Genomic DNA, 13,011 nt, shown 5'->3' with positions numbered 1-13,011 from the left:
AGCTCGCGCCCTACCCGCCCGTCTTTCCCGCCGCACGCCACCGGCGCAGCGCGGCGCCGGTGAGCGATGGTGCCTTGAGCTCGATCTCCGTCCGCGGTCCGGCAAACACGACGTCCCCGCCCGCGCGGCCGCCGCCCGGCCCGAGATCGATGATCCAGTCCGCAAGGTTGATCACGTCGAGGTTGTGTTCGATCACGATCACCGTGTTGCCGGCGTCGCGGAGTTTAAACAGCAGGTCCATCAGCTTCTGAATGTCGACCCAGTGCAGTCCGGTCGTCGGCTCATCGAGGATGTAGAGCGTATGGCCTTGCTGCCGTTTGCTCAGCTCGAGCGAGAGCTTGATGCGCTGCGCCTCGCCACCCGACAGCGTCGTCGCCGACTGGCCGAGCGTCAGATAGCCAAGACCGACGGCATCGAGCGTCGTGAGCTTGTCCATCACCCGCGGGATGTTGCGGAAGAGCGACATCGCCTCGCGCACGGTGAGGTCGAGCACGTCGGCGATCGACTTGCCGTGAAACAGCACCTCGAGCGTCTCGCGGTTGAACCGCCGGCCGCCGCAGCTCGGACACGGAGCGTAGGCGTCGGCAAGGAACTGCATGTCGAGCTTGATCACGCCATCGCCCTGACAGCGCTCACAGCGGCCGCCACGCACATTGAACGAGAACCGGCTCGCCTTGTAGCCGCGAATCTTCGCCAGCGGCATCTGCGCGAACAGGTCCCGCAACAGTCCGAGCAGGTCGACATACGTCGCCGGGTTCGAACGCGGGCTGCGTCCGATCGGCTCCTGGTCGACCCGCACGAGCTTTTCGAAGAAATCGAGATTCTCGATCGCACGATGCTTGCCGGGAAGTGTCTTCGCGCCGTTCAGCTTTCTCGCCGCCGCGGCGGCGAGAATATCGTTCACGAGCGTGCTCTTGCCCGAGCCGCTTACGCCGGTCACGCAGGTCAGCAACCCGACCGGGAAACGCGCGTCGATGCCGCGCAGGTTGTTCTCGCGCGCCTCCCGCACCGTCAGCCATGCACCGTCCGGCTGCTTGGTGGCGGCATCCTTCGTCACGCCCATCGTGCGGGCGAGATACGGGCCGGTGCGCGAGACCTTCGCGGAGAGTTTCATGCAGTCGGCCGGCGAGCCTTGGAACAGCACCCGGCCGCCCTCCACGCCGGCCTCAGGGCCGAGCTCGATCAACTCGTCCGCGAGCCGCATCGTCTCCTCATCGTGCTCGACCACGATCACCGTGTTGCCGCGGTCGCGCAGCGCCACGAGCGTATCGAGGAGCTTCTGGTTGTCGTGTGGATGCAGCCCGATGCTCGGCTCGTCCAGGACGTAGATCACGCCCATCAGCCCCATGCCGAGCTGGGTCGCGAGCCGCACGCGCTGTGCTTCGCCGCCCGAGAGCGTGGCGTAGTCGCGGTCGAGCGTCAGATAACCCAGCCCGGTCTCAGCCAGAAAATGCAGCCGCTGCTCGATGCCCGTGACCACCTCGCGCACCGCGTCGTTGTCGCCGTACGTCGCGACCGCGCGGCGCGCGAACTCGTGCGCCGCCTCGATATCGAGGCGGCGCGCGAACTCGTGCGCCGCCTCGATATCGAGCGCGTTGAATTCGGGAAACGAGAGTGGGGAGGTCGTGGCACGGGCGTCTCGTCCGTGATCGTCAGATGCAGATCCAGAGTCCACGGGCGGGACGCCCGTGCCACTCGGAGCAGGTTCACTCCCGAGGTTCAGCCGCACGGCTCCGCTGCGCGCGTTCAGCCGCGTGCCGTGGCATTCGGGACACTCACCCGCCACCATAAACGTCGTCAGCCGTGCCCGGAACCCTTCGCTGTCGGTGTGCCGCCAGCTTTCCTCCAGGTCCGCGATCACGCCGGCGAACGGCATGGTCTTCGGTTCCCGCATCCGGCGCAGCTTGAAGGCGAACTGCCGCTCGCCCGCCCCGTGCAGGACTGCGCGCCGCGTCTCTTCCGACAGTGAGCGCCACGGCACGTCCGGGTCGAACGGCAGTTGCTCGGCGAGCTGCTTCAGCAACGCGTTGTGTTTGATGATGAGATTTTTTCCCCCGATCCGCCACGGTTTGATCGCACCTTCGCGGACGCTCTTCTCCGGATCGGGCACGATCAGTTCGGGGACGAAACGCATCTTTCGGCCGAGGCCGCCGCACGTCGGGCAGGCGCCTTCGCTGTGGTTGAACGAAAAGTGCTTCGGCGTCAGCCGCTCGAACACGTCGCCACAGACCTCGCAGGCGAGCGACTGGCTGAGGGGAATCTCCCGCCACTCCGCCGGCGCCGACGCCGATGTTGTAGCCGGGCTCGCCGAGCCCGGGCCGGGGTCAACGACCCCGGCTACACTGGCCACGCGGCCGGCCGCTTGTTTCTGGGCGAGCACGATCGCACGGTCCTTGCCCTCGCGAAACGCCAGCTCGAGCGAATCCGCCAGCCGGCTCCGCTGGTCGGCATTCGCGACCAGCCGGTCGATCACGAGGTCGACCGTGATCAACTTCGCGCCGGCGTTCGCGGGAATCAGCTTCGGTTCATCCAGATTGCGCACCTCGCCGTCGAGTCGCACGCGCTGAAACCCCCGCTGCCGCAGCCGCGGCAATTCCTCGCGCAACACGCTGGCCTTCGCCTGCATCGCGGGCGCGAGCAGCATGATCCGCTCGCCGGCGCATTCCGTCAACACGCGCTGCACATTGCCGTCGAGCGAGCGCTGCACGACGCGGCCACCGTCTTTCGGGCACCGCTGTTCGCCGCACAGCGCCCACAGCAGTTGGGCATAATCCGCCAGCTCGGTCGCCGTGGCGATGGTGCTGCGCGGCCCGCCCGATCCGGTCCGCTGCTCAATGGCCAGCACCGGCGAAAGCCCGTGGATGAAGTCCACGTCCGGCCGGCGCAGCTGCTCCAGCACCTGTCGCGCCTGCGTCGACAGGCTCTCCATGTACTTCCGGTAGCCCTCCGCGTAGAGCGTGTCGAAGGCCAGCGACGACTTGCCCGAGCCGCTGGGACCGGTGATCACCACGAGTTTACCGCGCGGGATCCGCAATTCGAGGTTCTTGAGGTATGCTCCCGCGCTCCTTTGACGTGGATATGGGTGGCGGCGTGCATTCTCGAAAACGGGCACCTTAGCGGAAAGTCGTTGCGGTCAAAGAGAGAAGTGAAATTTCCGGCCGGCCAAGCCGGGAACTCCCGCCAACTTGGTTCTTGAATCGCATCACCCAGCTGCGTTTTCTCCGCGTGTCATATCCCTGTCATACCCCGGTGACGCCCTCGGCGAAACCCGGACCTCTCCTCCCCAACTACCCCACCCGCCGGCCCGCCGCGGCGGCTCCTCAGTTGTAGCCCCACCGATCCTCATGAACGACCGACCAGACCGTGTAGTTCCTCGTTTGGCGCATCTGATTGCGCTGGCGATCGCCGCCGCGACACTTCTCTCGCCGAGCGTGTCCGCGCTCCAGTTCACCTCCGGCAAACTGACCGGTAGCTTCGATTCCACCTTCTCGGTGGGCGGACTCTATCGGTTGAACGACCCTGATCCCATGTTCTACGGGATCACCAACAGCTTCAATGGCGTCCGCGGCCAGCAGAACTCGGTCAACGCCGACGACGGCAATTTGAATTACGGCCAAGGCTGGGCCTCGTTCCTCGCCAAAGGCTCGCATGATCTCGAACTGCGCTACGAAAACTTCGGCGCGTTCATCCGCGGTTACTATTTCACCGACGGCAAGACCGACAAGACGCTGCGCACGCCGTTGTCCGGGGACGCGCGTGAACGCGTCGAACAGGGCGCCGAGCTGCTCGACGCCTACGTCGTGGCGAAGTTCACCTTGTTCACCGACACGCCGGTGGACGTGCGTCTGGGCCGCCAGGTGCTGAGCCTCGGTGAGAGCACGTTCATTCCGAACGGCATCAACGTCGTAAATCCGGTCGACCTCTCGAAGCTGCGCGCGCCGGGCTCGGAGCTGAAGGAAGCCTTCCTGCCGGTGAACATGCTCAAGGCCTCGATCGGCGTCACCGAAAACCTCACGATCGAGCCGTTCTGGCTGCTGGAGTTCCGGCGCAATGAGCTCGAGCCGGCGGGCACGCTTTTTTCCACGAACGACATCGCCGGCCGCGGCGGCAACAAGGTGCTGCTCGGCTTCGGCGGATTGCCGGACTCCGGCACGACGGGCGCGATTCCCCGTACGGATGACCGCCGCCCGCAGGACATTCACCAGTACGGCGTCGCGGTGCGCACCATGGTGCCGGCGCTCAACGACACCGAGTTCGGCTTCTACTTCGCCAATTACCGCAGCCGTTCGCCGGTGATCAGCGCGCGCACGCCGACGCGGGGCATCAGCTCGGCCTTTGTGGTGTCGACGGCCAGCGGCCTCGCGCAGCAGCAGCTCGCGCCCGCGATGGTGGCGGCCGGTTACCCGGCGGCCGGTGTGCCGTCCGCGCTCACCACGCTGATCGGCGCCGCGCTGACCAACGTGCCCGGGGCCGCGCTCCCCGCGACCCTGCGGCCCTTCTACCCCGCCGCCCAGACGATCGCCGCCGGCGCCGGCAAGCTCGGGCTGCTCGATGCCGCCGCCACCGCGCGCTACTTCATCGAATATCCCGACGAGATCTCGATGCTCGGCGCGAGCTTCAACACCAGCGTCGGCAACACCGGCATCTCGTGGCAGGGCGAGGTCTCGTTCAAGAACGACGTGCCGCTGCAGGTCGACGACGTCGAACTGCTCTTCGCCGCGTTGTCCGTGCTGAATCCGTTGTTCGCTCCGCCGAACAACCAGATGGGTAACTTCCTCGGCCAATACAACCGCGAGATCCCCGGCTATCGCCGGCACAAGGTCTGGACCGCGCAAACGACCGTCACGAAGGTCTTCGGCCCCATGCTCGGCGCGCAACAGCTCAGCCTCGTCGCCGAGGTCGGCGGCGTGCAGGTCAATCTGCCCAGCAAGACGACGCTGCGCTACGACGGCCCGGGCACGTTCACCTCGGGCGACTGGCTCGCGATGGCCCGCACCGGCAACACGCAATACGGCTATACGCCGGGCAAGGCCTTCGCGGATAAATTCTCGTGGGGTTACCAGGTGTTCGCGCGGCTCGACTACACGAACCTGTTCGCCGGCGTGAACATGTCGCCCGCGATCGGCTTCACGCACGACGTCCGCGGCAACACGCCCCTGCCGCTCGGCAACTTCATCGAGGACCGCAAGAGCGTGAACCTCTCCGCGGAGTTCACCTACCAGAACCGCTGGGCCTTTGAGCTGCGCTACGTGAATTACTTCGACGGCGGCCGCTATAATCTCCTGCAGGACCGCGATTTTGTCGCGACCACGCTGAAATACTCCTTCTGACGCCCTCCAGCGCTCCCTTCCTATCATGAAAAACTCTGTTCTCTTTTCTGCCTGGCTGCTTGGAACCGCCGCGCTGGCGTCCGCCGCCATCACCTCGGAGCAGGCTGCCCGACTCGGCCAGGATCTCACGCCGGTCGGCGCCGAGCGCGCCGGCAACGCCGCGGGGACCATCCCTGAGTGGACCGGCGGCATTACCACGCCGCCCGCCGGCTATACGGTCGGCATGCATCACCCGGATCCGTTCGCGCAGGATCAGCCGTTGTTCACCGTCACCGCGGCCAACATCGCGGAGCACGAGGGCCAGCTCGCTGCCGGGCACATCGCGCTGATGCGGGCCTATCCCACCTACAAGATGGTGGTCTATCCGTCGCACCGCAGCTTTTCGAATCCGCAGTCCGTCTACGACGCCACGAAGGAGTTCGCCACGACCGCCAAGCTGAACGCCGACGGCAACGCCTTCTCCGGCGCGCTCCGCGGCGTGCCGTTCCCGATCCCGGCCGACGCTCGCGAGGTGATCTGGAACCATCTGACGCATTATCGCGGGCTGGCCGCGATGCGGCCGATCGCACAGGCGGCGCCGCTGCCGAACGGCAGCTACACCCTCGTGCAGTTCGAGGACGAGTTCCTGTTCAACTACAACCGGCCCGACCTCACCCTGAAGGAACTCGAGGAGAGCAACACGCTGTTCTACTTCAAGCAGACCGTGCTCGCGCCGCCGCGGCTCGCCGGCACGATCCTGCTGGTGCACGAGACCCTCGACCAGGTGAAGGAGAAGCGCCGCGCCTGGGTCTACAACGCCGGCCGCCGTCGCGTCACGCGCGCGCCGGACGTCGCCTACGACAACCCCGGCACCGCCGCCGACGGCCAGCGCACGAGCGATCAGCTCGACATGTATAACGGCGCGATGGATCGCTACGACTGGAAGCTCGTCGGGAAAAAGGAGATGTTGATGCCCTACAACTCCTACAAGCTGCACAGCGACCAGGTAAAGTATAAGGACATTCTCACCCCGAAGCACATCAACCAGGACCTCGCCCGCTACGAGCTGCATCGCGTCTGGGTCGTCGACGCCACGTTGAAACCCGGCACGAATCACCTCTACGCCCGCCGCACGTTCTACGTCGATGAGGACAGCTGGCAGATTCTCGCCGTCGACCAATACGACTCGCGCGGCCAGATGTGGCGCGTATCCGAGGCTCACTGCATCAACTATTACGACGTACCCTGCTTCTGGAGCACGTTGGAGGTGCACACCGACCTGCAGTCCGGCCGCTATCTCGCGCTCGGCTTGGACAACGAAGGCCGGATGTATGACTACAGTTTGAAACGGACACCTGCGGACTACACCCCGGATTCGCTTCGTCGCGAAGGAATCCGGTAATCACACGAGGGCCGGTCTCCGGACCGGCCCTCCCCGTCTTCTGCCATGCTGACGCGAGGTCCTTCATTTTCGCTCGGGCGTGCGCTGCCGCGGGCCGGCGGTTTGCTTCGGGCGCTGGGCGGAATGCTCGTGACAATGCTATGGCTCACCGGCCTGGTACCGTCCGCGTTCGCTCAACGCGCCCCGCGCATTCTCCTCCTGGATGCCGCGCTGGCGGACGGCCACATCGTCGCCGTGGGCGAAAGCGGATCGATTCTGCGTTCCGCTGATTCCGGCCAATCGTGGATCACCGCGTCGTCCGGCGCGCGCGCCACGCTGACGGGCATCAGCTTCGCGCCTGAGTCCGGACTCGGCTGGGCCGTCGGTCATGACGCGCTGATCTTGCACACGACCGACGCCGGGGTCTCCTGGGCCAAGCAATGGCAGGGCGAGGATCTTGAATCGTCGTTCCTCGACGTACTGGCGATCACGAACGAACACGTCATCGCGGTCGGCGCCTACGGGTTGTATCAGTTTACCCAAGATGGCGGCCGCACGTGGACGCAGCGGGCCGTGCTGGACGAGGACATGCACCTCAACCGGATTTCGCGCGGGCCGACCGGCACCCTCTATCTCGCCGGCGAGCGCGGCACGCTGCTCCGCTCGCGCGATCAGGGCGAGACGTGGGTGCGGATCGATTCGCCGTACGACGGCTCGTTCTACGGCATCCTTCCGCTCGGGCCGGAAACGCTGCTCGCCTACGGGTTGCGCGGCCGGGTCTTTCGCTCGACGGACGACGGCGAGACGTGGATCGGCGTACCGCTGCCGCAGCCAATGCTGCTCGCGACCGCCGTGAAATCCAGCTCCGGGCCCATCGTGCTCGCCGGCCAGGCCCGCGCGCATTTCGTCAGCCGCGATGACGGCGCAACGTTTTCTGCGTGGGACATCGAGCTGACCACAGCCGTGGCCGAACTCTTCACGTCGCCCGACGGCACGCTGTTCGCCTTCGGCGAGGCCGGCGTGAGCCGGCTGCCAGCCCCCTAACCCGCTCGCGTCTCGAATGACCGCTCTAGTTCACTCGTTTTCCGGTTGGGTGTTTCGACGCCGGTTCCCGCTGGTCTGCGTCTTCATCGCGATCACGGCAGTGATGTTCACCTACGCCCTGCGGCTCCGGGTCGACGCTAGCTTCAACAAGTCGCTGCCCTCCGACCATCCCTACATCCAGAATTTCATAAAATATCAGAGCGAGATCGGCGGCGCCAACCGCGCGATCATCGCCCTGATGGCGAAGGACGGAGACATCTTCACCCCGGAGTTCTTCGATCAGCTCCGACGCACTACGGACGAGGTGATGTTCCTGCCCGGTGTGGACCGGCCGCAGGTGCAGTCGCTGTTCACGCCGAACGTCCGCTACATCGAGGTGGTCGAGGACGGCTTCTCGGGCGGCAACGTCATTCCCGCCGATTTCTCTCCCACTCCGGAAAGCTTCGCTCGGGTGCGCGAAAACATCGTCAAATCGGGCAAGCTCGGCCAGCTGGTGGCCAACGATTTTTCCGGTGCGATCATCAGTGCGCAGATCATCGAGCAGGACCCGCGCACCGGCCGCACCATCGACTACACCCAGGTCGCCGACGCGCTGGAGGCGCTTCGCAGCCGCGTCGAGAGCGAGACCAATGGCGCGGTGCAGGTCCACATCATCGGCTTCGCCAAGGTCATTGGCGACGTCGCTGCCGGCGCGCGCGGCGTGCTGATCTTTTTCGGCGTCTCGATCGTGATCACCGCCCTGCTGGTGTGGAACTACGCCGGCCGCTGGAAGCTGGCCGCCGCGCCGATCGCCTGCTCGCTGGTGGCCGTGGTCTGGCAGTTGGGTTCGCTCACGGCCATGGGTTATGGCATCGACACGTTTTCGATCCTCGTTCCGTTCCTCGTGTTCGCGATTGGCGTAAGCCACGGCGTGCAGATGGTCGGCGCCTTCCGCACGCAGGTGTTCGAAGGCAGCAACAACAGCCGCGATGCCGCGCGCGCCGCCTTCGAACAGCTGCTGATGCCCGGAGGCGTGGCGCTGATCACCGACACGATCGGCTTCCTCACCATGCTGGTGATCAAGATCCCCACCATCCAGGAACTCGCCATCACCGCCAGCCTCGGCGTCGGCCTCATTCTCATCACCAACCTTTTCCTGCTGCCGATCATTCTCTCCTATCTGCGGCTGCCGTGGAAATACGGCGAGTGGGTCGCCAGCCGCCGCGCGCGTTGGGACCAGATGTGGGCCCGGCTCGCCCGCGAGATGAAACCGGCCCCGTCGATGATGATCATCATCGCGGCCTTCCTACTCGGTGGGCTCGCGTGGTGGAAGTCGGCGGAAATCCGGATCGGCGATACGCAGGCCGGTGTGCCGGAGCTGCGGCAGAACTCTCGCTACAATCAGGACACCCACACCATCACCTCCGAGTTCAGCATCGGCGTCGACATCCTTTCCGTGATCGTCCAGACGGTGCCCAACGGCTGCGTCGACTACGAGGTGGTCACGCTGATGGATGATTTCGAACGCCGGATTCGCACCCTGCCCGGCGTGCAATCGGTCATCTCGCTCGCCAGCGCCGCAAAGACGATCAACTCCGGCTACAGCGAGGGTTCGCTCAAATGGCGCATCCTGCCGCGCAACCCGCAAACGCTCGTCCAGGCAGTCTCCCCGATCGAAACCGCGACCGGCCTGCTCAATAGCGACGGCAGCGTCATGCCGATCATGATTTTTCTGACCGACCACAAGGCCGAGACGCTGCGGTCCGTCACGGACGAGGTGAAACGGTTCGCCGCCGAAAATCCCTCGCCCAAGGCGCAGTTTCTGCTCGCGAGTGGCAACGCGGGGGTGATGGCGGCCACCAACGAAGTCGTTCAAGCCGCGCAGATGCCGATTGTGCTTTGGGTGTTTGGCGCGGTGCTCGTGCTCTGCTTCCTCACCTTCCGCTCGATTCGCGCGACGCTGTGCGTGGTTCTGCCGCTCGCGATCGTCAGCTACATGGCCTATGCGCTGATGGTCTTCCTCGGCATCGGGCTGAAAACCTCCACGCTGCCCGTTGTGGCGCTCGGCGTGGGCATCGGCGTCGACTACGGCATCTACATCTTCGCGCGGCTGCAGGCCGGACTGCGCCGCGGCGACTACTTCGAGGATGCAATGTTCAATGCGTTCAAGGACACCGGCGGCGCGGTCGTCTTCACCGGGCTGACGCTCGCGATCGGCGTGAGCATGTGGATTTTCTCCGATCTGAAATTCCAAGCCGACATGGGCCTGCTGCTGACGTTCATGTTCGTCGTGAACATGGTCGGCGCGATCATCCTGCTCCCGGCGATGGCCCGCTGGTTCTGGCGCCACCACTCCGGCAAAACCCGCGCACCCTTCCCGGTGAAGACATGAGTTGTCGCCGCGGTCGCTGACCCCCGGCCCGGCCTCTCCTCCTTCGCTGTAGCTACGCAAGAGAAGACGAGGCCGGCTACCGCAGCCGAAAAAACGCGGTGATGCGACGCGTTCGCCGCAACGGGCGTTTCACGGGGCGACGAGCCAGGGCGTCACGTCCGCGCCATTGAGCTCAAATCTGGCTTGATTCGGCTGGGCCGGCAGCGCCGTGCCATCGGATTTTCCGCCAGCCGTGAGATACACCGCGCCCAGACCTCGCACCTGCACCGGCCGTGCGTTCTCCTGTTTCAGATCGCCGCCCGTGATCGCCAGGTCGGCCAGCGAGCCGAACACCAGCATCGGTGTCGCCCGATCATACGCGCTGATGTTCCCGAGCCGGGCCGGACCCGAGACCGCGATGCCGTCGGCGAAAATTCCCGTGACGCCGGAAGCCGCAAACAGGTGCGCGTTGCCCATGAAGATCCCCGCCGCCTTGCCGGCGGAGCCATGAAGCGCGAGCGCCGCGAGATCTGCGATCCCATCGTAGGCGACGTCCGCCTTGAACAGCGCTTGGTTCACCGCGTTCCCGCGCCCGACCGAGAAAGCCGAGACGTTCGTCGTCTCGTCGGCGTCCGCAATCACGAGCGTGGCGTGACCTTTTACGTAGCGGATGTCCTGATGGTAGTGTCGCGGCAGTGCGGGCTCGGATGCGCCGGCAAGCGCGACCGTCAGGCTGCCGGATCCGGAAAACTCCACCTGCACGATATCGTCGTTCAGATCAACGAATGAGACCCGCGTCACCTGCGCCGGATCGGCCGTGACCGTCGCGGCCGCACCGGTGAGCAGCACCTGATCGTAGATGTTGCCGTTCGGATGACGAACATCGCTGCCAACGATGATCCCGTCACCCATGACCTTCGCGACGGAACGAATGCCCACGATCGCGGCCAGGCAGGTGGATGGCGAGTCGCCGCCGATGTCCACGGTATAGATACCCGCGTCCGCAGACCAAACATTTCTCAGTGTCAGGTTGGACGTCGTTGCTCCCGGAATGACCTCGCCATTCCGCCGCCACTGCAAGGGCGTGTCCGGCGGCACCACGGCCGAAAGCGTGGTACTTTCCCCCGCGGTCAACGCAACCATTCGCGGTGACAGCACAGGCTCGAAGACCGCTTCCGCCCCGCTCGATCGCTGGCGGACAAGCAGCCGCGCGCGCGCCGCACCCGGAACACGAACGCTCATCGACAACGTGCCGTCGGGAGTGAGCCCCGCAGGCGCGCCCACGCTTTCGATCGCGCTCCAGTTCCGCCCATCGGCACTGCTCTCAATCTTCCACTCCAAGGGTTGCTCCAGAATCAGCCGCTGGAACGTCAGCGCTGCAACGCCGTCCGATCCGATCGTAAGCGAAGCCGGCGATGGCGAGTCGCGCCGCGTCGGATCGAGACCGGCGGCATACTCCAGCAGGTTCGTCACCCCGTCGTGGTCCGGATCGTCCAGCGGCTCGGCAGCCGCACTGGCGAGAGTGCGCTGCTGCCACGCCTCCCACCCCAGCGTGGTCGTCGTGAAATCATGCGCGAACGTCGCGGGCCGGCTGTCGACCGAGTGCAGGACCTGCGCCGATTCGGCGAGGATTCCATCCACGTCGGCCGGCCGGCTGTTGAATATCACCATGGTATGACGCCGTCCATCGCTCGAACGGACGAGTTCCGCCAGCGTGCCCGCCATGCCGCCATTGTGTCCCCCGTCGCTGCTGAAAGGATGGTTGCTCGTGCACCAACCATACCCGTAAGCGGAGCCGGGATACTGTTCGGTACGCATCGCGGTGACGGAATCCGATCGCAGCAGCCGCGGCGTGTCACCGGCGCCCTCCAGCGCGAGCAGAAACCGAACGCCTTCGATCGCCGACATCGTCCAGCCGCCCGAGGCGTCCCACGAGTGCAGCGAATAGGCATACGGCTCCGGCACCAGCCCGGTGTCACCGATATGCGACTCCATCAACGCCGCGCCGGGATAATCGACATACACGGCTTCGTCGTCTTCGAGCTCACTGCGCCGGGTGTCACCGATCCTCAGTCCGGAGATTCCGACGCGGCCGAGGATCGTCCGCACGGCTTCCTCGTAGGTCTGGCCGGTGGCACGTTCGATGAGCCGCCCAAGCACGATATAACCGGTATTCGTGTAGGCGTAGACTCTTCCCGGCTCGGCTTGCAGCGGCTGTCCGACAACCACCTGCGCGATGGTTTCCGCGGAAGCCGGCGGAGGTTGCCCAAGAATCTCCGCGATCTGGCGTTGGAGGTAAACGGGGTTGAAACCACGCTGCCCGCCTGAAAACGGGATCTCCGCCTCGCTCGAAATCCAGCCCGCCGTGTGGCTCAGCAGGTGCGCGACCGTGATTCGATCGAGCCGCGGATCACGCGCCGCGCCGGCGTACGTCGGCGTCGGCCAGCCCAGAAAGGCCCGATCCTGCAGCGACAGCCGGCCGTCCTCCACCAGCTTCAATACCGCCGCCGCCGTCAGCATTTTCGAAATGCTCCCGATCCGCATGCGCGTGTCCGGCTGCATCGGCCGGCCGGCCTCAGGGTCCGCGAAACCGTAGCCCCGCGCGAAGATGATCCGGCCGTCCACCGCGACCGCCACGGTTGCGCCCGGAATATGCCATTTTTCGAGCAGCGCCGGGAGGCGCTGATCATACATCTCGAATCCCGCCACCGCGGGCCCGGTGATCGGCATCGCGACCATGGGGGGCGTAAGAACCATCACCGCCGCCGCGAGTGCGACCGATCGCCAACCGCCGGAAAAAAGCGGCGCAGCCTTCCGCGCATCGCGAGCCGGCGAACATTCGCCCCGGCGGCTGATTACTCTCAACGGCGGAGTTCTTATGGAGGCATTCACCCCTCTTCGCGACAAGCGTCGGGCTTCCTTCCGCC

Annotated in this window: 6 protein-coding genes; 4 read left to right on the top strand and 2 right to left on the bottom strand. The window is 65.6% G+C overall.

Features of this window, described 5'->3' with window-relative positions; all coding sequences use genetic code 11:
- Positions 1–10: 10 nt before the first annotated feature.
- Positions 11–3,034 (bottom strand): excinuclease ABC subunit UvrA, encoded by a 3,024-nt coding sequence (uvrA, locus tag OTER_RS16035; RefSeq protein ID WP_237702372.1) that lies wholly within the window; start codon positions 3,032–3,034, stop codon positions 11–13.
- Positions 3,035–3,344: 310 nt separating this feature from the next.
- Here uvrA and OTER_RS16030 point away from each other — a divergent pair, with 310 nt between their 5' ends.
- Genes OTER_RS16030 through OTER_RS16015 form a run of 4 tightly spaced genes read left to right on the top strand, consistent with a single transcriptional unit; the run spans position 3,345 to position 10,105 of the window.
- Positions 3,345–5,330: a DUF1302 domain-containing protein gene (locus tag OTER_RS16030; protein ID WP_012375976.1), complete on the top strand. Its 1,986-nt coding sequence runs from the start codon at positions 3,345–3,347 to the stop codon at positions 5,328–5,330.
- Between the two features lie 25 nt (positions 5,331–5,355).
- Entirely contained in the window at positions 5,356–6,711 is a 1,356-nt protein-coding gene (locus tag OTER_RS16025) for a DUF1329 domain-containing protein (protein WP_012375975.1), read from the top strand.
- A 45-nt stretch (positions 6,712–6,756) separates the two neighbouring features.
- Positions 6,757–7,734 (top strand): WD40/YVTN/BNR-like repeat-containing protein, encoded by a 978-nt coding sequence (locus tag OTER_RS16020; protein ID WP_052300406.1) that lies wholly within the window; start codon positions 6,757–6,759, stop codon positions 7,732–7,734.
- Positions 7,735–7,750: 16 nt separating this feature from the next.
- A complete protein-coding gene (locus tag OTER_RS16015; RefSeq protein ID WP_012375973.1) occupies positions 7,751–10,105 on the top strand; it encodes an efflux RND transporter permease subunit in 2,355 nt (784 codons plus the stop codon).
- A gap of 129 nt (positions 10,106–10,234) precedes the next feature.
- Here the strand turns inward: OTER_RS16015 and OTER_RS16010 are convergent, their stop codons facing one another.
- A complete protein-coding gene (locus OTER_RS16010) occupies positions 10,235–12,823 on the bottom strand; it encodes a serine hydrolase (protein WP_012375972.1) in 2,589 nt (862 codons plus the stop codon).
- Between the last annotated feature and the right edge of the window lie 188 nt (positions 12,824–13,011).

Source organism: Opitutus terrae PB90-1, assembly GCF_000019965.1.
Taxonomy (GTDB): Bacteria; Verrucomicrobiota; Verrucomicrobiia; order Opitutales; family Opitutaceae; genus Opitutus; species Opitutus terrae.
This window is presented reverse-complemented; position numbering and strand designations above follow the sequence as displayed.